Raw genomic sequence first — 23,597 nt, forward strand, 5'->3', positions numbered from 1 at the left:
TAACCTTCGATGACGTCGCTTTATTGGCCCTATTGGCTGGCCCACTACTACAGTTTCCTGGAGATCTCGACCCTCGTGATCGCGGTCCTGATCCTGATCTCCAGCCTGGACGATCTGTTCATTGATCTGTGGTACTGGTCTCGCCGCCTGTTTCGCAAGTTCACCGTGGACCGAAAATACCGGCCGCTGACCGCCGACCAGTTGATGGCACGGGATGAACAGCCGCTGGCGATCATGGTCCCGGCCTGGCTGGAATACGACGTTATCGCGCCGATGATCGAGAACATGGTGTCGACCCTCGACTACCAGAACTACGTGGTCTTCGTCGGCACCTACATCAACGACCAACGCACCATCGATGAAGTGGAGCGCATGCGTCGGCGCTACAAGCAGTTGCATCGCGTGGAAGTCCCGCATGCCGGGCCGACCTGCAAGGCCGACTGCCTGAACTGGGTGATCCAGGCCATTTTCCTGCACGAAAAAACCCACGGCATGACCTTCGCTGGCGTGGTATTGCACGACAGCGAAGACGTACTGCACCCGATGGAATTGCGCCTCTTCAACTACTTGCTGCCGCGCAAGGACATGATCCAGTTGCCCGTGGTGTCTCTGGAGCGCAACTGGTACGAGTGGGTGGCCGGCACTTACATGGACGATTTCGCCGAGTGGCATGGCAAGGATCTGGTGGTGCGTGAAAGCATGACCGACACCGTGCCCTCCGCCGGGGTCGGCACCTGTTTCTCGCATCGCGCCCTGCGCGTGCTGGCCGGGGAAACCCAAAACCAGCCGTTCAATACCGACAGCCTCACCGAGGACTACGACGTTGGCGCACGCCTGGCCAAGGTCGGCATGAACGCAATCTTCGTACGCTTCCCGGTGCAGTTCCGGGTGTTGCGTAAATCATGGTTTCGCAAGCCTTACGAATCGACCCTGGAGATGCCGTTGTGCGTGCGGGAATTCTTTCCCGATACCTTCCGCACCGCGTTCCGCCAGAAAGCCCGCTGGACCCTGGGCATTGGCCTGCAAGGCTGGGAGCAAATGGGCTGGAACGGTTCGCTGGCCAACCGATACCTGCTGTTTCGCGATCGCAAAGGCTTGGTGACGGCGTTCGTCAGCATCATCGCCTACGTCATTCTGGTGCAACTGCTGGGGCTGATCATCCTGCGCCAGAGCGGCCTGTGGGACGTCAGTTTCCCGACGCCGTTTGAAACCAGCGGCGTCATCCAATACCTGCTGTTGGCCAACGGTATCGCGCTGGCCTGGCGCATCGCTCACCGCTGCTATTTCACCACTGTGCTGTACGGCTGGCAGCATGGCTTGCTGTCGATCCCGCGCATGGTGGTCGGCAACTTCGTCAACTTCATGGCCGCGTCACGGGCCTGGCGCATGTTCCTGGTCGGCAAGGTGCTCAACCGCAAGCTGGTGTGGGACAAAACCATGCACGACTTCCCGTCCACCGACCTGGTGGCCGCCGCACCGCGCAAGCTCGGCAGCGTGCTGCTGTCCTGGCAGGCGATCAACGAAACCGATCTGCAAAGTGCCCTCACCGAACAGAAAACCCGGCACATGCCACTGGGGCGGATTTTGCTCAGTAACGGCTGGCTGGATGACGAGACGCTGGCGGAAGCCATCGCCTTTCAAAACGACTTGCCACGGGTGTTCGATGTGGCCGCCAAGGCGCAATCGTCGCCCCTGAAACTGGACGATGAATTCGCTCTGCGCTGGCGCGTGGTGCCGCTTGGCTTGAATGCCGACGGCCGCGCACAAGTTGCCGTGGCCAGCCCGTTGCCGGCCGCAGGCCTGCAACAGGTCAGCGAGGTATTGGGTAGCGAACCGGTGCAGCTGATTGCCCGGGAAAGCGAAATCGTTGCGCAGTTGCGTCAACTGAACGTACGCGATGGCCAAGCCGTGCCGGATGCCCGCGCGCCGCTGTTGGGTGATCTGTTGATCGAAATGGGCCTGCTCGATCGCGGCGAGTTCAACCGCGCCATGTTGCAGTACCGCCCGCAGCGTCACGGTCGCATCGGCGACTATCTGGTCGACAGCGGCGTGTTGCCTCGCGCCACCATCGAAAAGGCCGTCGCCCGTCAGCACAGTCACTACCCTGCGGAGCTTCCGGCATGAACCGCCCCTTGCTGACCTTCATGGCCACGGGGCTGAGCCTGCTGCCGGCACTGGTGCATGGCGAAACACTGCCGCTGCCGTTGACCGGCCCGGCCTATGTCAACGCCAACGAGGCGTATAGTGCCTACGAGCGCAAGGACTATGACCTGGCCATCGCCAAGGCCCGCGAAGCCTTGCGCCAGCGCGCCGACATCACGCGCCTGAATACGCTGATTGCACTGGCTCAGCGCGACAAGGAATTGCGTGATCATCCCAAGCGCTATCCACCGTCGCGCCAGGCCCCGGGTTTCGGTGCTGCGGCCCAGGCATTCAAGGCCTATGACCGGGATGACTTCGGCGCTGCGGTACTGGCGGCACGCAAAGCCATCGCGCAGGCGCCAAAACGCCTGGACTATCGCCTGCTGCTGATCGAGTCCTTGCAGCGTCAACAGCATTTGCAAGAGGCGGATCAAGCCACCACCCAAGCATTGGCCGTGTTTGCGGACGACGATACGTTACTGATGCGCCGCGAAGCGATTCGTCGACAACTGGCGGCGCCGTTGGCGGTTGAGGGTTATCGCGCCCTGGAGCAAGGCCGTGTGCCGTTTGCTATAGATCAGGCCAGAAAGGCCGTCGCCTGGGCACCGGAAATTGCCGCCAATCAGCAACTGCTGATCAGCGCCCTGCTCGCTGCCAACGACTACCGAGGGGCCGAGCTGGCGGCGTCAGGCGCATTGGCTCAGGACGACGGGGAGATCGCGCCGTGGATTCTGCGCAGCTACGCCCTGGATCGTCAGGGTAAAACCCAAGCGGCCCAGGCTGATCTGAATCGCGCCTTGGCCATCGATGGCCTTCTGGAAACGGAAACCCGCGACATCCGTTTCTTCGCCGCCGACGCCGCACTGGCCCATGGCGAGCCGCAACAAGCGCTCGATCATCTGCAGCCACTGGCCGACGATGACAGCGGCGAAGTCGCCCGCCGACGCGCCGCTGCCCGCCTGGCACTGCGGCAGAAAAACAACGGTGCGAAAGCCGTGGCCCATTTTCCTGCACCGGCCTTGAACTGTCAGGAAACCGCCTTCGGCCTCGTCTGTGATATCTGGCCGGGCAATCAGCGCGACGGCGGAACCGACCTGGCTGCCCAGGCCTATGCAGCGTTGGCCCGCAAGGAGGCTGCGACGGCGGCTGCCCTGGCGAATGAGGCCATTGGCCGCGCACCGCAAAATCCGGCTTACCGGCGCTTGTTGGTCAGTGCCCTGAGCGAGCAAAAACGGGTACCTGAAGCCATCGCGGCGGCCAGCGAAGGTCTGAAGCTGACGGGAGATGACGCCCGATTGCTGTCTCAACGCGGGCGCCTGCGTCAACAAATCGGAGACGACTCCGGAGCGCGCAAAGACTTTACCCAGGCGTTGGCGCTGGGCAGCCTGCCCGCTTACGAAGAGGCGAGTTTGTACGCCGCCATCGGCCAGCGCCGCACCGCCCGCGAACGGCTTCAACAAGCTCGCGACAGCGGCGAACTGGAATCGATGAGTGATTTGCAGATCGCCTATTTGTCGGTCCAGGCCGGCGATGATGAAGCGGCCCACGCGTCCTTCCGCAAGGCCGATGCCGACACCCGGCTCACGCCGACGGCCACTCAGGATGCGGCCTACACCGCGATGCGCGCCCATGAAGACGAGCAAGCCGTCGGGTACTTCGAGCGCGTCATCGACGCGCAACACGCCGGTGAAATGGACATGCCCGCGCAGCAGCTGTTCGACACCCGCCGTACGGTGGGCGATGTCTCGCGCAGAATCGGTTTGACCAGCACCACCAGTTATCGCGGCAACAGCTCCAGCAGTGGCTTGAGTTCAGCGCCGAGCAGCGGCAGCACCAGCATCGACAGTTTGCAAAACAGCACCGAACTGTCCTGGCGTCCATTGGGTTATCGCAATGCACGATTCGTCGAACTGTACGGGCGCGTCACCGACACGCTGTGGAGCAAGAACGGTGATTCGGATACCGGTTTCGATGCGTTGCAAGGCGCCGTGGGCGTACGGATCAAACCCTTCACCGCGCTGAACGTGATGGCCGCCGTCGAGCGCACGTTCCCCTTGGGATCGTCGGACGTCGACGGTGACTGGCTGGTGCGCCTGGGTTATGGCTCAAGCATCGGCACCGATTTGCGGGTCGATGTCTCCAGTTGGTGGACCTCGCAGTTGTTCGCTGAAGCCGGTCATTACATCAACGACTCGCGGGACTATTTCAACAGCGAATGGCAGGTCGGCCGCAGCTACGCCATCGGCGGCGCAGGTTCGCGTTGGGTCAGTTTCCCCCATGTCGTGGCCGCGTTCGACTACGACTCGAAAATGAACAGCGGGACTGACGCCGATGGCAGCACCGAGTCATCCTCCGGCAAGGCCGGAGGCGTTGGTGTCGGCAATAACGTGCGTTACTGGTTCCGTGAAGATGCGTACAACGCGCCCCGCTCCTACGTGGATTTTTCCCTGCAATACCGCGTGAAAGTCATGGGCGATGACCGCGCTGAAGGCGTGTTCGCTCGCCTGACTTATTCCTATTGAGGACGTGCATGAACGCTCGAATCTATTTGTGGCTGGGCCTTGGCCTGATCCCGACGTGGGCACCAGCGGCCCCCGAAATCGCACAGCTGTACGCGCCAACATTGCCCGAGGGTTCGGCCTGGGTCCGGGTGGTCAACCCACACGACACCGCCATGCAGGTCCGGGTGGGCCAAGGCGCGAGTGTTGCCCTTTCCGCCCAGAACACGCTGGCCAGTCCCTTCCAGGTGGTCGACTCGCGGCAGCCGCTACAGCTGACCGTCAATGGTCGCGAGATAAAGGACCTGAGCGCACCGAAAGGTGCGTGGGTCACGCTGATTCTCGACAACGACCCGGCATTGGCGCCGCGCCTGGTCATCGACCCGCCGCTGCGCGGCAAAGACCTGCGCGCCGAACTGAACGTGTACAACCTGGGCAACGGTTGCGCACAGGCCAATGTCCAATTGGCCAACGGCGCCCCGGTGTTCAGTCAGGTGCCGTTCAATGGGCAGGCCCAGCGCGCCATCAACCCGGTGCAGGCGACGCTGGTTGCCAGCTGCGATCAGCACCGCAGCCTCCCAATGAAACTGGCACCGTTCAAGGCGGGCGATCGCTACAGCCTGTTTCTGGTTGGCACCCGCCAGGCGCCACGGCTGATTGGCCTTGTCGACCAGAGCGCGCCATGACCCTTCAATGCAAACCCTCGCGTTTTATCCATCGCTGGTCGATGCCCGCCCTGCTCGCCGGCCTCCTGTCGAGCCTGTCAGGCACCGCCGTGCAAGCGGCGTCTGCAGTGATCACTGGCAATGGCGGATGGTTGTTTCCGGCCTGGGAAAGCCTGAACAAGGTCGACACCACCGGCACGACCCGCAACATTGAGTTGATCAAAGCACTCCAGCAGCGACTCGAACGCGCGCACATCGGGCTGGTCGTGTTGGTGGTGCCGATGAAAGCGCCGTTCTACGCACAGCGTCTGCCGGCCGATCAGCCGCTGAGTACGGCGGTGATGCAGCGTTACGAGCACTTGCAGCGTGACCTGACTCGCGCAGGGCTGAGCACGCTGAACATCAAGCCCATCCTGCAAAACACCGAGCAAGGCCAACACACGGCTTTTTACCGCGCCGACTACCACTGGACTGCCTGGAGCGCCGAAAACACCGCCGACGCCACCGCGCAACTGATTACCGAACGCTACCGGCTGCAAGGCGAACCCGGTGGTGGCGCGGCGCTGGGCCAGTGGTTCGACCGCCGTGCGTTCGGCGACCTGGCGAGCAATTTTTTGCCGGCGGTCAAACGCAAGGCGATTGGTCGCGACATCTATACCGTTCGCCACCAGGCGGAAAACGACTTGCTGATCGATGATGCGCCAGCACCGGTGCAAGTCATCGGCAACAGCTTTGTCCAACCTTACCTTGGCTTTACGCAGAAGCTCTCCAATGCGCTGGACCGCCCCGTCGCGCTGACCTGGAACCCCGGCGATGTCGGCCCATGGGCTACGCTGCTGCAATACCTGGAGTCGGCGGATTTTGCCCAACACAAACCGCAAGTGATCGTCTGGCAATTCAACGAGGGCCAGTTTCACCTTGGCCCCGATGCGACAGCCAACTGGAGCGCCAAGGGCGTCACTTCGCTGAGCCAATGGCATCAACGCATCAACAAGGCACTGCCGTGAATATTCCTGGCTACACCGCGAGTCGCGCGACGGTCACCGCGCTATTGTTTGCCATCACCCTCAGTGCAGGAACCGCCATGCTTTACATGACAAACAAGGCCTTGAGCCCAGGCATTGTCGGCATCGTCTGGCAGCCGGACAACAAGACGGTCGGCATCACCGGTCAATGGGAAAAACTCGGCGCTCGTGAACTGCTGGTGCAATGGACCGTCGTCGACGATCAGGCTTTCATTGCCGGTACCGGGCTACCGAGTGTGCCGATACTGCCCGATTGGGCACGCATCGCCAAGGCGCCCTGGGCGCAGGATGTGATCCTCGGGCTGGCCGGTTACTTCAGCGAGAATCGCTCGCGGGACAACATCGAGCAACTGGCTGAAGTCTCCGAACGCATCGCCAAACTGCCTACGCCGCTACACGTCACCGGCTGGTATTTCCCTGCCGAAGTCGATCCGAGCTGGACCCGCGCCAAAGAGTTGCCTGCCCTGCTCGCCAAGCTGCCGCGACCGCTGTGGATCAGCGTGTATGACGGCGCCAATATCGGCCCTGCCGCCACCGCCGAATGGCTCAAGCAGTGGCTGCCGAATGACATTGGCGTGTTTTTCCAGGACGGCGTCGGCGTCTACGCCCGCACCGCACCGGTCGCCCGAACCTACGCCGACGCCTTGCGCCAACGCCTGGGCAAAGACCGTGTGCGAATCATCGTCGAAGCCTTCCGCCCCAACTTTGGTGGCGGATTCCGCTCCGCCACCGCCGCCGAACTCAAACCGCAATTGGCGGCGTATGACGGCTATCCGTTGTACCTGTTCGACGGACCGCATTACGTCACGCCTGAATTGGTCGAGCAATTGAGCCGATGACGTAGATCGAGACAATCCAGGCCGGTGATTTCGCTCGAAAGTTGACGTTCGCATCGGCGAACTATCAGCCTGAAGCACTCACTCGACACTGCATCTGCCCACCGCTTAAAGTGCCGTCCTCTCTTCAGTGGATCGCCATCAAAAATGACTGAGACTTTCCAGGGCCGTTGCCTTTGCGGCGCAGTCCAATACCAACTCCGGTCACGCCCCAAAGCCGTTTCGCACTGCCATTGCAGTCAATGCCGCAAAAGCCATGGAGCAGCATTTGCGAGCTACGGCAGTGTTTTGCGTGGCGACTTTGATCTTGTACAGGGTAGCGCTGACATCCGCTCTTACCCGTCCTCTGCATCTGTCGAGCGCCAGTTTTGCACTCGCTGCGGTTCATCGCTCTTCTGGTCAAATAGCCAGGGCGAATACTCCGATTGGATCTCCATAGCGCTCGGTACGTTGGACACGCCCTTTGATTGCGACAAACAGAAGCATGTCGAGGTGGCGTCCAAGGCTGTATGGCATGACATTCAGGATCACTGGCCGCAGTCTCGATAACCCTTCTCATGCCAATTGTCTGCGCCAGATGCCGGGTGATGTACCGAACACGCAATCCTGCTGGCCGAAGCGATCAGGTCGATGACGAGGGCAATGCGTTGCCGCTCTCGGCAAGCGCGTGCCACCGACTCACCTCTGTGACCCGCCAACACCCTGCAGGACAAGGCACTCAACAAATGGCCTGACTTTTGCTCTGCTACTCGGTCACCAACCAAGGAGTGTCAACATGATCGGAAGCAACTTACCTGCACTGCATTACGTCGATGCGTTCAAAAGGTCTTTGGAAAGTGGCAACGTGACCGCCGGCAAGATCCAGGTCGTCAATGCGACAGCGCAAACCCAGGCACAGATCGATAAAAGTTTTCGCGAGGCAGAACGCGATCTGGAACAGCTGAAAGCTCGCTATAAATCGGATCAGAACCTGGCAACGTTCAACGCGAAAAGCGACTCCATCGCACGGCCCAATGTGCAGTCCTTCAGCAAAAGCGACGCTTTGCCTGTGCTGGAAAACCTCCAGCCTCTGATCGAGGTCGCAAGCCCTGAAGAGAACACCATCAACGCTAACCCTGGCGACTTTTCGATTGACAGCGCTGCGGTCTATCAGGAGTGGCTGTTGGCTCGTGGGAACGTTGATGTATCGGTTTAGGCCAATTGTGAGGGGCACTTAAGTAACCCGCGAATGCACCATTGGCGCTGCGCGCAAGCGTTTGCCGCGCAGCTTGCCCCATCTGCCCTTCTCACCCTCAGCCAACCGTCTAATCTGATAAGTACACGACTACACACACGCTGCTAGCCGCCACTTGCAGGAAAACGCCATGACCGGAAAAACAGCACGCCACTATTCGTCATGGGTCCTGCCCTCCCTGCTGGCCATCAATCTGGCGATGATGGCGGGATGTTCAGGCAAAGCGGCTACGGCTCGCTATTCGGCCTCAAACGCAGGCTCAAGCTGCTATGCCAAAGCGCTGCCCACTTCCGGCGAAGGCGGCCTCGCTTGGGGGGACACCTTGAACATGGCGCGCCAAAAATCCTTGAATAACTGCATTCGCTATGCCGGCCGCTCCGGTGGCACGCCGGATACCTGCCAGGTGGTGTTGTCCGAGTGCAGAAATTAGGCGTGCCCTCGTGGGCGCTCGCGCACATTAAACATCCATGAAAGGCGCGTACTTGAGCGTCTTCAGGCTTGTGTTCTGAAAGCCGTCGACCCTTTCACGTCGGCTGCGGGTCGTGAGTTGGCAGTCAGACAGCATTTGACCTATTCATATGGGCAACCGTATATTCGAATAACCATATATGTAATAGGAATCACCATGCGCGTTCTGTTCATGTGCACCGCCAATAGCTGCCGTAGCATCCTGTCCGAGGCGATGTTCAATCATCTCGCGCCGCAAGGTTTTCAGGCGATCAGCGCCGGCAGCTTCCCCAAGGGCCAGGTTCTGCCGCGCAGTCTTGTGACGTTGCAAGAAGCCGGCATCGCGATCGACGGGTTGAGCAGCAAAGGCAACGACGCGTTCGAAGCCAATCCACCGGACATTGTCATCACCGTCTGCGACAAGGCCGCCGGCGAAACCTGCCCGGTTTACTTCGGGCCGGCGCTGAAGGCCCATTGGGGATTGGAAGATCCCTCCGAGGTGAAGGGGGAAGAAGCGGTCATCACCGCTGCCTTCCACTCGACCTTGGCACGCATCGAAACACGCTGCCGGGCCTTCCTCGCCCTGCCCTTCGGCGAACTTGACCGGGATGCCTTGAAGCGTGAACTCGATCGCATCAGCACCCTGTAACCGGAGCACTCATGTCCCACGAACTGCCCAATCTCGACGCCTCCCTGATCCCATCCATGACCGGTGACGACACCCGGCCCAAGCCGCGAATCCTGCTGTTATACGGATCGACCCGAGCGCGTTCATTCAGTCGTCTGCTGGTCGAGGAAGCCGCCCGGTTGCTCGAACACTTCGGTGCAGAAACGCGGATCTTCAATCCATCCGGCCTTCCGCTGCCGGATGATGCACCGACCGATCACCCGAAAGTTCAGGAACTGCTCGAGCTGATGCAATGGTCCGAAGGACAGGTCTGGTGTTCACCCGAGCGTCACGGTTCGATGTCTGCCGTGTTCAAGGCGCAGATAGACTGGGTGCCGCTCGCGATAGGTGCCATTCGCCCGACTCAGGGTAAAACCCTCGCGGTCATGCAAGTCAGTGGTGGCTCCCAGTCGTTTAACGTGGTGAATCAATTGCGCGTGCTGGGGCGCTGGATGCGGATGTTCACCATCCCCAACCAGTCTTCCGTGCCGAAAGCTTTTCTGGAATTCGACGAAGGCAACCGCATGAAACCGTCCTCGCTGTATGACCGGGTGGTGGACGTCATGGAGGAATTGGTGAAGTTCACCCTGTTGCTGCGCGATCGCCCGGACCTGGTTGACCGTTACTCGGAACGCAAGGAGTCGGCAGAGGAACTGACCCGGCGGGTGAATCAGCGGTCGATTTGAAGCGCTACAACGCTTTATGAATCGCTACGGATAAACGCCAGCGCGGGCGAGATAGAGAAAACCCTATCTCGCCACACCGGTGTCGTAGCGGTTGACGGCACCCGCTATCAGTTCTGCGCTTTGCTCATTTTGGTGAACAGTTCGGTCGGTACTTTCTTGCCGTTGGAGGTGAACTGGTTGGTGCGGAATTTGTAGACCTCGCCCTCGGAGAGGAAACCATCGTTGTTGGTGTCCATCGCCTTGAACTCTTCAGTGCCCTGCGGAGCAACAGCCAGCAATTCTTTCAGGGAAACGCGGCCGTCGTGGTCGGTGTCGGTGCGCGCGAAGGAAGCGTCGCCGCATTTACCTTCACCGCACTTGCCTTCACCGGCCTTGGTGGCCTTGGCACCGGTTTCGCTGGCGCCACATTTGCCTTCGCCACACTTGCCTTCACTGGTCTTTTCAGCGGCGGCGAGCTGGTAGCCTTGGGGCAGCGCGTCAGCAGCGAAGGCGGACGAAGCAAGGTTCATGCTGCCAACCAGCGCAACAGCGATCAGGCCAATACGGGATTTGTTCGAGATATGGGACATGGTTGTTTCTCCAGATACTGTGTGCGGTGAGCCGCTCAGGGTCATGCCACCAGGGCGATAAGCCGTGGTGCGAGGTGCATTTGCTTTCTCGCCAAGGCCAGGCTATTTGACTGCAACCGTGTATCCCGGATGTATCCGGATCAAGGGGCATTTGTACGCCAGCATCTGTAGAGCGGGTCTGGATACACAGCGATACACATGACCCGCTCTTTCTATCCAGGCGGCCTGGAGGTCCCTGAAACCAGGTGAGGGCGCCTCACATCGACCGAGGTTGGCGAGCCTCGGCAATGGCACGGAGCACGCTGGCCCTCCAATGGACTACTCGCCCTCCCTCACTTAACGCGTACATGCTCCAACACCACTTCCAGCGGGTGACGCAGTTGCCTGTTGGCCAGGCGCTTGACCTGGCTGCGGCACGAATACCCGGTCGCCAGCGCTTCACCTGCCTTCTCCAGCTTGCCCGCCCATGACTGCTCGAAAACAGTCCGCGAGGTCTCCTGATTACGTGCTTCATGGCCGTAAGTACCCGACATGCCGCAACAGCCAGTCGCCTCGGTCACCAGCTTCAGCCCAAGCCGGGCAAACACGGTTTCCCATTGCGAAGAACTGGCCGGGACGTTGGTCTTCTCGGTGCAGTGCGCCATCAAACGAAACGTCTGTGCAACGCCATGAGGCCGCTCAGGCAGCGCGTCAACCAACCACTCCTGGGGTAGCAGGACGCTCGGGCAGCCGTCGAGCCCCGGCACTTTCTGATACTCCTGGCGGTAGACCAGCGTCATCGCCGGATCCAGTCCAACCAACGGCACGCCACAGTCGGCCAGGGCGTTGAGCTGATTGGCGTTGCGGACCGCCGCTTTGGCGAATGCACCAAGGAAACCCTGCACGTGCAAAGGCTTGCCGTTGGCACTGTAGGGCGCCAGAAACACGCGGTAGCCCAACTGATGCGCCAACTGGATAAAGCTCGCCAGCAACGGTGTTTCAAAGTATCGGGTGAAGGCGTCCTGCACCAACACCACGCTTCGCTCCCGTTGTGCGGCAGTCAATTCGCGCAGGGCTGGCACACTGGCGACAGCGACTTTGCAGCGCGTCAACGTGGCCTGCAGGTCGTAGCGGTTGATCAGTGGACTGTCGAGCATGCCGACGTGCCGTTCAAGCAAGCGGCTCACCCATTTAGAGCCCATCACCGCGTTGTACAGGCCCGGTGCGTAGGCCATGTAGGGAATGGTGAACTCCAGCGAACCGATCAGATAATCGCGGATCGGGCGTTGATAGCGACCGTGATACAGCTCGAGAAAACGCGAGCGGAATTCCGGAACGTTGACCTTGACCGGGCATTGTCCCGCGCAGGACTTACAGGCCAGACAGCCGGCCATCGCGTCGTACACCTCATGGGAGAAATCCGTCTCGCCGCGCGAGCGCGCCAGGTTATTGCGCAAGCGCGTCGGCAATCCGCTCAACCACGTCAATTTGCCCCGGGCCGCTTGCAAGACATCAATGTTGGCCGCGCCTTGCAGACGCAACCATTCGCGAATCAATGACGCCCTGCCCTTCGGCGAATGTTGGCGTTCGCGCGTGGCCTTCCACGACGGGCACATCGCATCGTTGGGGTCATAGTTGTAGCAAGCGCCGTTACCGTTGCAGTGCACGGCGCTGCCGAAACTCTGCCAGACGCGCTCGTCGATTTGCCGATCAACATCACCGCGCAGCGTCACTTCGTTGACCTTGAGCAGGCCTTGGGCAGCATCCGGCGGGGTGCAGATCTTGCCGGGATTGAGCTGATTGTGCGGGTCAAACGCCCCCTTGAGCGATTGCAGCGCCGGGTACAGCTCGCCAAAAAACTCGGGAACATATTCCGAACGCAATCCCTTGCCGTGCTCGCCCCACAGCAGCCCGCCATAGCGCCGCGTCAGCTCGGCCACGGCATCGGAAATCGGCTTGACCAGCGCAGCCTGGGCCGGGTCTTTCATGTCCAGTGCCGGACGCACGTGCAACACACCGGCATCGACGTGACCGAACATGCCGTAGGCCAGGCCATGACCGTCGAGCAATGCGCGGAACTCCGTGATGTAGTCGGCCAGTTTCTCCGGCGGCACGGCGGTGTCTTCGACAAAAGGCTGCGGGCGAATTTCGCCTTCGACGTTGCCCAATAGCCCGACAGAGCGTTTACGCATGGTGTAGACACGGGTCACCGCTTCCGCACCTTCGGCGAGCGTGTGGCCCAGCCGTTCGATCGTCGTGTCGGCCTGTAAATGCGTCACGAACGAGGCCACACGAGCGTCCACTTGCGCCACGTCTTCGCCGCTGAATTCCACCAGGTTGATGCCCAGCGTGGGGCGCTCGGCATCCGTCGGGAAATACTCGGCGACGCTGTGCCAGACGATGTCTTTCATCGCCAGCATCAATACCTTGGAGTCCACGGTTTCGATGGACAGCGGCGTGTGCGCCAGCAACGCGTTGGCATCGCGCAGCGCATCCATGAAGCTGCTGTAGCGCACGTTCACCAGCACCGAATACTTGGGAATCGGCAGCACGTTGAGCTTGGCCTCGACGATGTACCCCAGCGAGCCTTCCGCTCCGCACAGCACGCTATTGAGGTTGAAACGCCCTTGCTCGTCGCGCAGGTGCGCCAGGTCGTAACCGGTCAGGCACCGGTTGAGTTTGGGGAACACGGACTCGATCAGGTCGGCCTGGGTTTCCTGAATCTGCCGCGCGGTACGGTAGACCTCACCGATGCGGCCGGACTGCGTACACGCCGCTTCCAGTTGCGAGTCGGAAAGCGGATGGCTATGCAGGCGTTCACCACCGATCAGAACGCTGTGCAGTTCCAGCACATGATCGCGGGTCTTGCCGTAGGTGCAACTGCCCTGGCCGCTGGCGTCCGTGTTGATCATGCCGCCAACGGTTGCCCGGTTGGACGTCGACAGCTCCGGGGCGAAGAACAGCCCGTGGGGCTTGAGCGCGGCATTGAGCTGGTCCTTGACCACGCCCGCCTGCACCCGCACCCAACGCTCGGCGACGTTGATTTCGAGGATTTTGTTCATGTGCCGCGACAGGTCAACCACGATGCCATCGGTCAACGACTGGCCGTTGGTGCCGGTCCCCCCGCCGCGCGGGGTCAGCTTGATCTGGCGAAAGCGCGGTTCGGCCATCAACGTCGCGATGCGTACGATATCGTCCGCATCCAGTGGGAACACCGCCGCTTGCGGCAGACGCTGGTAAATCGAGTTGTCGGTCGCCAATACGGTGCGGGTGGCATAGTCGGCACTGAGCTGACCGCGCAAGCCATTGGCACGCAAGGCCTGGAGGAATTCCGGGTACTGTGCCGCGGGCGCAGCGGGAAGCAACTGGGCGATCATCGCTGGAGGGTCTCTTGTAGGTCTAATCACGGAAAAATCAAAACACTTGTCGCCTGAGCATTAATAGGTCAGCCTCAGGTCGTCGGCTGAGCCAATGATCCTGCAGGTTCTGGCGCCAGACAAACGGATAATCCTGCCGCTATTGATGACTTTTACGAATGAATTACCGCCACCTCACCCCTTCCATGTCGTTGCTGCTGGCGTTTGAAGCCGCCGCCCGGCATGAAAGCTATACCCGCGCCGCGCTAGAGCTGTCATTGACTCAAAGCGCCGTCAGCCGGCAAGTCCAGGCGCTGGAGCAGCAACTGGGCCTGACGCTGTTTCGCCGTGAAGGCCGCCAGGTGCAATTGACCGATGTCGGTCGTCTTTACCAGCGGGAAATGAGTGACGCGCTCGGACGCATCCGCAGCGCCACATTGCAGGCGCTGGCTTATCAATCAGGCAGCGGAACCTTACGCCTGGCCACACTGCCCACGTTCGGCTCGAAGTGGTTACTGCCGCGCCTTCATGATTTCTACAAAACCCATCCAGGCATGCTGGTGCACATCAATTCCCGGATCGAAGCCATCGACTTCGAAACCAGCGGCATCGATGCCGCGATCGTCGTCGGCACTGCCGACGTGCCGGGCCTGATCAGCCATCGACTGCATACGGAAGAACTGATGGTGATCATTTCTCCACAAGCGGCCGCGGCCCATGACGCCTGGACCCCGGAACGCATTGGCGGACAGACGCTGCTCAACGTCGCGAACAATGCCAACGTCTGGGGCGAGTGGTTCAGCCACCACGGCTTGCCCCATCGAATGATGCGCCTGGGGCCCAGTTTCGAACTCACTTCACATTTGATCCAGGCCGTGAGAGCGGGTATCGGCATCGGCCTGGTGCCGCGCATCCTGGTGACCGACGAATTGGCCAGCGCCGAGCTGATCAGCCTGGACCTGCCCTTCGCCAGTCAGCGCAGTTACTACCTGACCTACCCACCGCGCAACGAAAGACTGCCCTCACTGATCGCCTTCCGTACCTGGCTGCTGGAGCAAATATGAGCGACGCCGGCTGAGTGTTCCGCCGGGCGCCGCCATCGCCGGCAAGGCGACGGTGTGCGCAGGACCGGGCCATACCTCGCTCCTGCGGTTGTGCTCAGCTCTTGGCCGCCATCGCGGTCACTTCCACACGCATGCCGTCAACCGCCAGCGATGCCACGCCAACCGCTGCACGTACCGGCCACGGCTTGGCGAAGAAACGCTTGTAAACCTCATTGAACGCGGCGCGGTCGGCCATGTCGGTGAGGTAGATGGTCAGGTGCATGACGCGGTCCATGGAACTGCCGGCGCGCTCCAGCGCAACCTTCAATGCCTGCAACGTGCACTCGCTCTGCAGGGTGATGTCGCCCAGTTCCAGGCTGCCGTCGGCGCGGGTCGGGATCTGTGTGGAGACCAGGATGCCGTTGAAACCGGCAACGTCGGAGGAGATGGAATCCGCGTCGGGATCAGGGGTGAAGGTGATGTCTTGGTTAGCCATGGGGTTCTCTTGTTGGAGGGCGTGAAAAGGGCAGCCAGTTTACAGAATCGGGGCTCTGCCTCAGTTATTTATACTCAAATGCCAGCTTAATAATATTTTACCGATACCAGGGTCATCCCTAGTCTTGAGCCCAAGAAATGGCAGGCCGTTCGCGACCTGACTCCAACGTCGAGGGTATTGAGATGACCACTGAAAAAATAAAAACAGATACGCTGATTGTTGGCGCCGGTCAGGCTGGCGTGGCCATGAGTGAACACCTGAGCAAACTGGGCGTGCCGCACCTGGTGCTGGAGCGCAACCGTATTGCCGAGCGCTGGCGCACCGGGCGCTGGGATTCGTTGGTGGCGAATGGCCCGGCGTGGCATGACCGTTTTCCGGGTCTTGATTTTGACGACCTCAGCCCGGACGCGTTTGCGCCGAAAGAGCGTGTCGCCGATTACTTCGAAGCCTATGCGAAGAAATTCAACGCGCCGATCCGCACGGGCGTGGATGTGCTGAAGGTTGAACGCAACATCGGTCGTCCGGGATTCACCATTGAAACCTCTGAAGGCGTGATCGAAGCCAACCGCGTGGTCGCCGCCACCGGGCCGTTCCAGCGTCCGGTCATCCCGCCGATTGCCCCGCAAGATCAGCCGTTCCTGCAGATTCACTCCGCCGATTACCGCAACCCGCAGCAACTGCCCGAAGGCGCTGTTTTGGTGGTCGGTGCCGGCTCGTCAGGCGTGCAGATCGCCGATGAATTGCAACGTTCTGGCAAGCAGGTTTACCTCTCCGTCGGCGCCCACGACCGTCCTCCTCGCGCCTATCGCAACCGGGATTTCTGCTGGTGGCTGGGGGTGCTTGGCGAGTGGGATCAAGCGGCGATGAAGCCCGGTCGCGAACACGTGACCATCGCGGTGAGTGGCGCGCATGGCGGCCGCACCGTGGACTTTCGAGGCCTCGCCCATCGCGGCATGACGCTGGTTGGTCTGACTCATTCATTCAATGGCGGGGTGGCGACTTTCCAGCCGAACCTGGCCGAGAACCTGGCGCGTGGCGATGAGAATTATCTGGCGTTGCTCAACGCCGCCGACGCCTACATCGAACGCAATGGCCTGGAGTTGCCGGAAGAACCCGAAGCGCGCATCACCTTCCCCGATCCGGCATGCGTGACCCAGCCGATTCTCGAACTCGACCTGGCCAAGGCCGGCGTGACCTCGATCATCTGGGCCACCGGTTTTGCCACCGATTACAGCTGGCTCAACGTTGACGCCTTCGACGACAAGGGCAAACCGCAGCATCAGCGCGGCGTGTCGAGCGAACCGGGGGTGTATTTCCTCGGCCTGCCATGGCAGTCGCGTCGCGGGTCTTCGTTCATCTGGGGCGTTTGGCACGATGCCAAATATGTGGCTGATCACATCGCCATTCAGCGCTCGTATCTCGACTACCACGATGCAGCGCAACGCGAGGCTGAAGCTGTTTCGCTCGCCCCTAAAAAAACTGCCAGCGCTTAAGCCATTGTTCAGGAGCTTCATATGTCTACCCCCACCCATACCCGTATTCGTATGTTCAACACCCAGGAAACCTACCCGAATCAGAGCCTGGACAATGACCTGTGCCAAGCCGTCCGTGCTGGCAACACGGTGTATGTTCGTGGCCAGGTCGGGACGGATTTCGAAGGCAGACTGGTGGGTCTCGGTGACCCGAGAGCCCAGGCCGAACAGGCCATGCGTAACGTCAAGCAGTTACTGGAAGAGGCTGGCAGCGATCTCAGTCACATCGTTAAAACCACGACTTACCTGATCGATCCGCGGTATCGCGAGCCGGTGTATCAGGAGGTCGGCAAATGGCTCAAAGGCGTGTTTCCGATTTCGACCGGGCTGGTGGTGTCGGCACTGGGGCAGCCTCAGTGGTTGATGGAGATTGATGTGATTGCGGTGATTCCTGAGTAAGGAAACAGACCGCATCGCGGCCATCGCCGGCAAGCCGGCTCCCACAGGTTAGTCGTCGTACACAAACCTGTGGCCACCAAAGACCCCTGTGGGAGCGGGCTTGCCCGCGATGGCGTCAGCTGACAACCACATCACCCCGGCAAACCAAGGAGCAAAATCCATGACCTTCTCCATCGCCGCCCGTTGCCCCGAAACCGGCCAGTTCGGCATCGCCATCAGCTCTTCCAGCATCGCCGTCGGCGCCCGTTGCCCGTGGCTGCTGCCGGGCGTCGGCGCCGTCTCCACGCAAAACATTACCCTGCCCTCCCTCGGCCCGGACGTCCTGGCCCTGATGGAGCAAGGCCTCGCCCCCCTCAATGCACTGGACAAAGTCCTCACGCGCAACGGCTACAGCCAATACCGGCAAATCACTGCGATTGACCACCTTGGCCAGACCGCCCACTTCAGCGGCGCGCAAACCCTGGGCAACCACAACGCCGTGTCCGGCGAACAATGTGTGGCCGCCGGCAACATGCTTGCGGACAGCGCGGTGATCGAAGCCATGGTTGAAGCCTTCGAACACGGTGAAGGCCAACTGGCCGACCGCTTGCTCGCGGCGATGAAAGCCGCCATTGCCGCCGGTGGCGAAGCCGGGCCGGTGCATTCGGCGGCGATGGTGGTGGTCGGCGAACTGACCTGGCCGATCATCAACCTGCGGGTCGACTGGGCGGACAACGATCCGATCGGGCAGCTGGAAAAACTGTGGGACGCCTACCGCCCGCAAGTCCAGGACTACATCGACCGCGCCCTCGCCCCCGATAAATCCCCCGGCTACGGCGTCGCCGGAGATGACCGATGAGCAGCAGTCGCGATGTGCTGAAGGCGCTGGTGGCGTTCGACACCACGAGTCGCGAATCCAACCTGCAGCTCATCGAGTTTGTCCGCGACTACCTCGCCAGCTGCGATGTGCCTTGCGAACTGATCTACAACCAGCAGCGCAGCAAGGCCAATCTATTTGCCACGATCGGCCCGACTGACAAGCCGGGCATCGTGCTGTCGGGGCACACCGACGTGGTGCCCGTCGACGGCCAGCCATGGACCGTGCCGCCGTTCGAACTCACAGAGCGCGATGGCAAGGTGTACGGCCGCGGCACGGCAGACATGAAGGGCTACATTGCCTGTATGCTTGCCCTTGTGCCTTCCTTGGTGAGCACCTCGTTGCGGCTGCCAGTGCATATCGCGCTCTCCTATGATGAAGAAGTCGGCTGCCTCGGCGTGCGTTCGTTGCTGGCGGAGCTGGAGCAACGGCCAGTCAAACCGATGCTATGCATCATCGGCGAACCGACCGAGCTGAAACCGGTGCTCGGCCACAAAGGCAAACTGGCGATACGCTGTGATATTCACGGCCACGCGTGCCATTCGGCGTATGCGCCGCTTGGGGTCAATGCCATTGAGTACGCCGCCGAATTGATCGGAGAGCTGGGACGGATCGGCGACAGGCTCAAAGCGCCCGAGCATCACGACGTGCGTTTCGATCCGCCATTTTCCACCGTGCAAACCGGCGTGATTGGCGGCGGCAAAGCCTTGAACATCGTCCCCGCCGATTGCCGTTTCGATTTCGAGATCCGCGCCCTTCCCTCCCATGATCCGAACGACGTCGCCCGGGACCTGAAAACCTACGCCGAGCAACACGTGCTGCCGCGAATGCGGGCTGTCAGTGACCGGAGTGAGATTCGCTTCAGTGAACTCTCGGCATATCCCGGATTAGCGACCGATGCACACAGCGAAGCGGCTGAGTTGATCGCTGCATTCTGCGGCTCCAGGGCCTTTGGAATGGTGGCCTTCGGCACCGAGGGCGGTCTGTTCGACGCAGCCGGCATCCCCACCGTCGTCTGCGGCCCCGGCAGCATGGATCAGGGCCATAAACCGGACGAGTTCGTCAGCCTCGATCAACTCAATGCCTGCGATGCCATGCTGCAACGAATGCTGCTATCAATTAGCGAATAACAAAGATTTTGAACACCCCAAAAACCCTGTGGGAGCTAGCCTGCTAGCGATGCCGATTTGACTGTCAACACTGATTTGGCTGACAGATCGCCATCGCTAGCAGGCTAGCTCCCACAGGGTTTTCGGCTGCCCGGCGACCTACATTTTTTAACGTCTGTACCAACAATCTTTGTAATTTATCTATCGCTAACCACCGCACATCATCAACTCCAACAAGAAAAGCGCCGCCCCCAAGCGACGCTCACCGCAGTACCTCCACGTACTCAAAATTGCCTTGGCGTCCGTCATGGTTACCGCAACAACAACCTGGGCCCCACTCATTGAAAAACACACCATCGGCTACGTACCGCCCGAAGATCGCCACGGCAAAACCCGTCACCTGTTCATTCTCTGGTTCGGGCGGAAACATCGCGCCGCTGCCGATCGTCACCGGCGCCCTCGGCGCACGACGGGTGGTGCTGGTGCCATGGACCGCAATCAACCTGATCGACTTCTGGCTGGCCAATCGCGACACCGCGTACAAGCGCCGCCTCTCTACCGGAACATTCGTCAACAGCCTCTAGTCCGTACATTCAATCGCAAAAAAAAACCGCTGCGATGCGGTTTTTTTGTTGTTTGAGGAAACTCCCAGCCCGAAGATATTGACTATCGCACGCAATGAAAACGCCAATAAAACAGACACTAATTAATTGACGTGTTTCAGCAACTTTACAACATAAGAAAAACTTGATTAACCGCCATTACAAAACTGTAAAACTGGCATTGCACCGCGCCAGTGCCGGTGCAAAAAAACAATGTAAGTTCCCGCCTGATTCTGGTGCAGAAATGCATAATCTACCTATATAACCAATCGCGATAATCTAATTAAGTGACTGTTTTTAATGAATATTTACTATTATTTGTTCACACCAGGTCTTTTGGCACTTTCTTTGTAAGCCGACTACTTATATTGTCGGCACGAAGTGTTCGAAAATTCTGTTAAAAAAAATGACAGCACCCAGATGATCTGTGACTACACTCTTTTTTCTGCAAGTGCAGAACCGACAATCACGTTGAATCAAACTGCCGTTTAGTTGACCCGCTAGAGTAACTGTCGGCCTGTGCGGCATGCCGATAGCCTTTCGAATTCAGGTATATGGGGAACTCACCGATGCGTATCAGCATATTTGGTTTGGGGTATGTGGGTGCTGTATGTGCGGGCTGTCTTTGTGCTCGCGGCCATGACGTAATCGGGGTGGATGTCTCGAAAGTCAAAATAGACCTGATCAATCAGGGTAAATCGCCAATCGTCGAGCCGGGCCTGGAACCTCTGCTCGAGCAAGGGGTGAAGCTGGGGCTACTGCGCGGTAGCGATGATGTGAAGGCGGCAGTGATGGCCACGGAGATGTCGTTCGTCGTTGTCGGTACACCCAGCAAGAAGAACGGCGATCTGGATTTGGTCTACATGGAATCGGTCTGTCGCGAGATCGGCGAAGCCCTGCATACCAAGGACAGCTGGCATACGGTCGTGGTGCGTAGCACGGTGCTGCCGGGCACCGTGAAGAATGTGGTAATCCCGATACTGGAAGACTGTTCCGGCAAGAAGGCCGGGGTCGATTTCGGCGTGGCAATCAACCCGGAGTTCCTGCGCGAAAGTACCGCGATCAAGGATTACAACTGCCCACCCATGACGGTAATCGGTGAACTCGAGCCGCGCAGCGGTGACATGCTCGCCACACTCTATCAAGAGCTGGATGCGCCACTCCTGCGCCGCAGCATCGAAGTGGCGGAGATGATCAAATACACCTGCAACGTCTGGCACGCGACAAAAGTGACCTTCGCCAATGAGATCGGCAATATCGCGAAGGCCGTCGGTGTGGACGGTCGCGATGTGATGGACGTTGTCTGCCAGGACACCAAACTCAACCTGTCGCGTTATTACATGCGCCCCGGTTTCGCGTTCGGCGGCTCTTGCCTGCCCAAGGATGTGCGTGCGCTGAACTACCGCGCCGGGCAACTGGACGTCGAGCACCCGCTGCTGGCCTCGATCATGCGCAGCAATGCGGCCCAGGTACAAAGAGCCTTCGACATCATCACCAGTTACGGCAAACGGCGTATCGCCCTGCTCGGCCTGAGCTTCAAGGCGGGCACCGATGACCTGCGCGAAAGCCCGCTGGTGGAATTGGCCGAAATGTTGATCGGCAAGGGTTATGACCTGCATATCTTCGACCGCAACGTTGAATACGCGCGCATCTACGGGGCCAACAAGGAATACATCGAGTCGAAAATTCCGCACCTGGCTTCGCTGCTGCAAGCCGACCTGACGAAGGTGATCGAGGAGGCGGACGTGATTGTACTGGGTAACGGTGACGAGTCCTTCAAAGCCATTGCGCTTGATGTGCCTGAAGGCAAGCAGGTGGTTGACCTGGTGGGCTTCATGCAACACACCAGTGACGATCGGCTCGAGGGTATTTGCTGGTAAGTGCGGCGCCGGGCTGCCCCCCGAGCGACTCGGGGTTTATCGAACAGGGGTCACAGGTATGGCTGATTCCAGGGATTATTTGCGCGACGCTGCGGGGTGGCTGTTTTACGTCACCGCGCTGATGGCGCTTGCACTGTTGCTGCCGCGCTCAGTGTTCGATCCGCAATCCAGGGACTTTCTCCTGTTGCTGGGGGCGATCGGTATCTGGCGGTATTCGATGGGCGCTGTCCATTACCTTCGGGGCTTGCTGTTCCTTTATCTGGTGTTCCCGTACTACAGACGCAAAGTCACCCGGCTCGGCAGCAGTGCCGATCCGTCCCACGTGTTTTTACTGGTCACCAGTTTTCGTATCGAGGCGCTGACCACGGCGCAGGTGTACCGCTCGGTGATCGAAGAGGCCATCGGCTGTGGCTATCCGACCACGGTGGTCTGTTCCATCGTCGAGCTCGCCGATGAACTGCTGATCAAAGCGCTCTGGGACAGTTACAGCCCACCGGAGCAGGTCCAACTGAGCTTCGTGCGGATTCCCGGCACCGGCAAGCGTGATGGCCTGGCCCATGGTTTTCGCGCGATCTCCCGGCACGTGCCGGACGCCGATGCGGTGGTGGCGGTGGTCGATGGTGACACCGTGCTCTCGCCCGGGCTGGTGCGGCAGACGGTGCCTTGGTTCAAACTGTTTCCGAACGTCGGCGGGCTGACCACCAATGAGTTCTGCGAGGTACGCGGCAGCTACCTGATGAGCGAATGGCACAAGCTGCGGTTCGCCCAGCGGCACATCAATATGTGCTCGATGGCACTGGGTAAACGAGTACTGACAATGACCGGGCGGATGTCGGTGTTCCGCGCCCAGGTGGTGACCGATCCCGGTTTTATCCAGGACGTCGAGCGCGATTATCTGCAGCACTGGCGTCTGGGCCGTTTCCGCTTTTTGACCGGGGATGACAAGTCCAGCTGGTACAGCCTGATGCGGCTGGGCTACGACACCTTTTATGTGCCCGATGCAGCGATCAACACCGTCGAGCATCCCCCGGAAAAAAACTTCTTCAAGGCCAGCCGCAAGCTGATGTTTCGCTGGTATGGCAATAACCTGCGGCAGAACTCCCGGGCTCTGCACCTGGGCGTGCGGCGGTTGGGCTGGTTCACTTCGCTGGTGCTGCTCGACCAACGCGTATCGATGTGGGCCAGCTTGCTCGGGCCATCGGTGGCGATCATTGCCAGCCTCAAATACAGCATCGCCTACCTGATGATCTATGTGCTCTGGATCGGCGTGACTCGCCTGATCCTCAGTCTTCTGTTGCTGGCCTCGGGGCACCCGGTCGGGCCGGCTTACCCAGTGATTCTCTATTACAACCAGTTGGTCGGCGCCATGGTGAAGATTTATGTGTTCTTCCGCCTCGACCAGCAATCGTGGACACGCCAGAAAACCAAACTGGATCGCGGGCTGGCGAGCTATCAGCGCTGGTTCAATACCTGGTCGTCGCGGACCATGACGTTTTCGGCCGGCAGCGTGTTTTGCGCACTGCTGATGTGGATTGTGTAGCGCAGGTATCAGGGCAGTCGGCAGGCCTTGCCGGAT

The 23,597-nt window shown here is 60.1% G+C and carries 20 protein-coding genes and 1 pseudogene; 18 read left to right on the plus strand and 3 right to left on the minus strand.

All coding sequences use genetic code 11. The features are described from left to right. Positions 1–9: 9 nt before the first annotated feature. The 10 genes from F8N43_RS08080 to arsH all read left to right on the plus strand — a co-directional run bounded on the left by F8N43_RS08080 (position 10) and on the right by arsH (position 10,200). Positions 10–2,124, plus strand: coding sequence for a glycosyl transferase family protein (locus F8N43_RS08080; protein WP_150639798.1), 2,115 nt, complete (start codon positions 10–12; stop codon positions 2,122–2,124). Further along, the gene (locus tag F8N43_RS08085) at positions 2,121–4,664 is read left to right on the plus strand and encodes a bacteriophage N4 adsorption protein A (protein WP_150639799.1); all 2,544 of its coding nucleotides are present in this window, start codon (positions 2,121–2,123) and stop codon (positions 4,662–4,664) included. Before F8N43_RS08080 ends, F8N43_RS08085 begins: the two co-directional genes overlap by 4 nt. 8 nt (positions 4,665–4,672) lie before the next feature. Further along, positions 4,673–5,326, plus strand: coding sequence for an alginate O-acetyltransferase AlgF (locus F8N43_RS08090; protein ID WP_150633000.1), 654 nt, complete (start codon positions 4,673–4,675; stop codon positions 5,324–5,326). Then, complete coding sequence (locus F8N43_RS08095; RefSeq protein ID WP_150632999.1) at positions 5,323–6,312, plus strand: alginate O-acetyltransferase AlgX-related protein; 990 nt, start codon at positions 5,323–5,325, stop codon at positions 6,310–6,312. The genes F8N43_RS08090 and F8N43_RS08095 overlap by 4 nt, the downstream gene beginning before the upstream one ends. 77 nt (positions 6,313–6,389) lie before the next feature. Further along, positions 6,390–7,169 carry a hypothetical protein gene (locus F8N43_RS08100; RefSeq protein ID WP_412072586.1) on the plus strand — a complete coding sequence of 260 codons (780 nt, stop codon included), beginning with the start codon at positions 6,390–6,392 and terminating at the stop codon, positions 7,167–7,169. Positions 7,170–7,313: 144 nt separating this feature from the next. Continuing rightward, positions 7,314–7,715: a GFA family protein gene (locus tag F8N43_RS08105; protein ID WP_150653556.1), complete on the plus strand. Its 402-nt coding sequence runs from the start codon at positions 7,314–7,316 to the stop codon at positions 7,713–7,715. A 226-nt stretch (positions 7,716–7,941) separates the two neighbouring features. Further along, entirely contained in the window at positions 7,942–8,361 is a 420-nt protein-coding gene (locus F8N43_RS08110; protein WP_150632996.1) for a hypothetical protein, read from the plus strand. 169 nt (positions 8,362–8,530) lie between these two features. Continuing rightward, positions 8,531–8,830, plus strand: a complete 300-nt coding sequence (locus F8N43_RS08115; protein WP_150632995.1) for a DUF4189 domain-containing protein — start codon at positions 8,531–8,533, stop codon at positions 8,828–8,830. Between the two features lie 195 nt (positions 8,831–9,025). Continuing rightward, on the plus strand, positions 9,026–9,496 hold the full coding sequence (locus F8N43_RS08120) for an arsenate reductase ArsC (RefSeq protein ID WP_150632994.1): 471 nt from the start codon (positions 9,026–9,028) through the stop codon (positions 9,494–9,496). An 11-nt stretch (positions 9,497–9,507) separates the two neighbouring features. Continuing rightward, a complete protein-coding gene (arsH, locus tag F8N43_RS08125; protein ID WP_150632993.1) occupies positions 9,508–10,200 on the plus strand; it encodes an arsenical resistance protein ArsH in 693 nt (230 codons plus the stop codon). 107 nt (positions 10,201–10,307) lie between these two features. Here the strand turns inward: arsH and F8N43_RS08130 are convergent, their stop codons facing one another. Next, a complete protein-coding gene (locus F8N43_RS08130) occupies positions 10,308–10,769 on the minus strand; it encodes a hypothetical protein (protein WP_150632992.1) in 462 nt (153 codons plus the stop codon). Between the two features lie 332 nt (positions 10,770–11,101). Beyond that, a complete protein-coding gene (locus F8N43_RS08135) occupies positions 11,102–14,125 on the minus strand; it encodes an FAD-binding and (Fe-S)-binding domain-containing protein (protein ID WP_150653557.1) in 3,024 nt (1,007 codons plus the stop codon). Between the two features lie 158 nt (positions 14,126–14,283). Between F8N43_RS08135 and F8N43_RS08140 the strand changes: the two genes are divergently transcribed. Next, positions 14,284–15,168, plus strand: a complete 885-nt coding sequence (locus tag F8N43_RS08140; RefSeq protein ID WP_150639803.1) for a LysR substrate-binding domain-containing protein — start codon at positions 14,284–14,286, stop codon at positions 15,166–15,168. Between the two features lie 94 nt (positions 15,169–15,262). Here the strand turns inward: F8N43_RS08140 and F8N43_RS08145 are convergent, their stop codons facing one another. Then, complete coding sequence (locus F8N43_RS08145; RefSeq protein WP_150639804.1) at positions 15,263–15,643, minus strand: RidA family protein; 381 nt, start codon at positions 15,641–15,643, stop codon at positions 15,263–15,265. A gap of 137 nt (positions 15,644–15,780) precedes the next feature. On the opposite strand from F8N43_RS08145, the gene F8N43_RS08150 reads away from it, so the two are divergent. The 7 genes and pseudogenes from F8N43_RS08150 to F8N43_RS08180 all read left to right on the plus strand — a co-directional run bounded on the left by F8N43_RS08150 (position 15,781) and on the right by F8N43_RS08180 (position 23,561). Further along, positions 15,781–17,136, plus strand: a complete 1,356-nt coding sequence (locus F8N43_RS08150; protein ID WP_412072587.1) for a flavin-containing monooxygenase — start codon at positions 15,781–15,783, stop codon at positions 17,134–17,136. 21 nt (positions 17,137–17,157) lie between these two features. Continuing rightward, positions 17,158–17,574 carry a RidA family protein gene (locus F8N43_RS08155; RefSeq protein ID WP_150632987.1) on the plus strand — a complete coding sequence of 139 codons (417 nt, stop codon included), beginning with the start codon at positions 17,158–17,160 and terminating at the stop codon, positions 17,572–17,574. A gap of 160 nt (positions 17,575–17,734) precedes the next feature. Next, positions 17,735–18,412, plus strand: coding sequence for a DUF1028 domain-containing protein (locus tag F8N43_RS08160; RefSeq protein ID WP_150653559.1), 678 nt, complete (start codon positions 17,735–17,737; stop codon positions 18,410–18,412). Next, the gene (argE, locus tag F8N43_RS08165; RefSeq protein ID WP_150653560.1) at positions 18,409–19,560 is read left to right on the plus strand and encodes an acetylornithine deacetylase; all 1,152 of its coding nucleotides are present in this window, start codon (positions 18,409–18,411) and stop codon (positions 19,558–19,560) included. The genes F8N43_RS08160 and argE overlap by 4 nt, the downstream gene beginning before the upstream one ends. 286 nt (positions 19,561–19,846) lie before the next feature. Further along, positions 19,847–20,009: pseudogene (locus F8N43_RS08170) on the plus strand (cytosine permease); the annotation flags it as partial. A gap of 701 nt (positions 20,010–20,710) precedes the next feature. Further along, positions 20,711–22,021 (plus strand): nucleotide sugar dehydrogenase, encoded by a 1,311-nt coding sequence (locus F8N43_RS08175; RefSeq protein WP_150640057.1) that lies wholly within the window; start codon positions 20,711–20,713, stop codon positions 22,019–22,021. A 58-nt stretch (positions 22,022–22,079) separates the two neighbouring features. Further along, positions 22,080–23,561, plus strand: coding sequence for a glycosyltransferase family 2 protein (locus F8N43_RS08180; RefSeq protein ID WP_150640056.1), 1,482 nt, complete (start codon positions 22,080–22,082; stop codon positions 23,559–23,561). The last annotated feature ends 36 nt before the right edge of the window (positions 23,562–23,597 follow it).

This window comes from Pseudomonas fluorescens, from assembly GCF_902498065.1.
Lineage (GTDB): Bacteria > Pseudomonadota > Gammaproteobacteria > Pseudomonadales > Pseudomonadaceae > Aquipseudomonas > Aquipseudomonas fluorescens_BJ.

Coding starts and splice junctions, on each gene's coding strand:
- F8N43_RS08140 (WP_150639803.1), top strand. CDS start 14,284: ATGAATTACCGCCACCTCACCCCTTCCATGTCGTTGCTGCTGGCGTTT.
- F8N43_RS08110 (WP_150632996.1), top strand. CDS start 7,942: ATGATCGGAAGCAACTTACCTGCACTGCATTACGTCGATGCGTTCAAA.
- F8N43_RS08115 (WP_150632995.1), top strand. CDS start 8,531: ATGACCGGAAAAACAGCACGCCACTATTCGTCATGGGTCCTGCCCTCC.
- F8N43_RS08130 (WP_150632992.1), bottom strand. CDS start 10,769: ATGTCCCATATCTCGAACAAATCCCGTATTGGCCTGATCGCTGTTGCG.
- F8N43_RS08150 (WP_412072587.1), top strand. CDS start 15,781: ATGGCAGGCCGTTCGCGACCTGACTCCAACGTCGAGGGTATTGAGATG.
- F8N43_RS08120 (WP_150632994.1), top strand. CDS start 9,026: ATGCGCGTTCTGTTCATGTGCACCGCCAATAGCTGCCGTAGCATCCTG.
- F8N43_RS08145 (WP_150639804.1), bottom strand. CDS start 15,643: ATGGCTAACCAAGACATCACCTTCACCCCTGATCCCGACGCGGATTCC.
- F8N43_RS08090 (WP_150633000.1), top strand. CDS start 4,673: ATGAACGCTCGAATCTATTTGTGGCTGGGCCTTGGCCTGATCCCGACG.
- F8N43_RS08155 (WP_150632987.1), top strand. CDS start 17,158: ATGTCTACCCCCACCCATACCCGTATTCGTATGTTCAACACCCAGGAA.
- arsH (WP_150632993.1), top strand. CDS start 9,508: ATGTCCCACGAACTGCCCAATCTCGACGCCTCCCTGATCCCATCCATG.
- F8N43_RS08160 (WP_150653559.1), top strand. CDS start 17,735: ATGACCTTCTCCATCGCCGCCCGTTGCCCCGAAACCGGCCAGTTCGGC.
- F8N43_RS08100 (WP_412072586.1), top strand. CDS start 6,390: ATGCTTTACATGACAAACAAGGCCTTGAGCCCAGGCATTGTCGGCATC.
- F8N43_RS08135 (WP_150653557.1), bottom strand. CDS start 14,125: ATGATCGCCCAGTTGCTTCCCGCTGCGCCCGCGGCACAGTACCCGGAA.
- F8N43_RS08105 (WP_150653556.1), top strand. CDS start 7,314: ATGACTGAGACTTTCCAGGGCCGTTGCCTTTGCGGCGCAGTCCAATAC.
- argE (WP_150653560.1), top strand. CDS start 18,409: ATGAGCAGCAGTCGCGATGTGCTGAAGGCGCTGGTGGCGTTCGACACC.
- F8N43_RS08180 (WP_150640056.1), top strand. CDS start 22,080: ATGGCTGATTCCAGGGATTATTTGCGCGACGCTGCGGGGTGGCTGTTT.
- F8N43_RS08095 (WP_150632999.1), top strand. CDS start 5,323: ATGACCCTTCAATGCAAACCCTCGCGTTTTATCCATCGCTGGTCGATG.
- F8N43_RS08175 (WP_150640057.1), top strand. CDS start 20,711: ATGCGTATCAGCATATTTGGTTTGGGGTATGTGGGTGCTGTATGTGCG.
- F8N43_RS08080 (WP_150639798.1), top strand. CDS start 10: ATGACGTCGCTTTATTGGCCCTATTGGCTGGCCCACTACTACAGTTTC.
- F8N43_RS08085 (WP_150639799.1), top strand. CDS start 2,121: ATGAACCGCCCCTTGCTGACCTTCATGGCCACGGGGCTGAGCCTGCTG.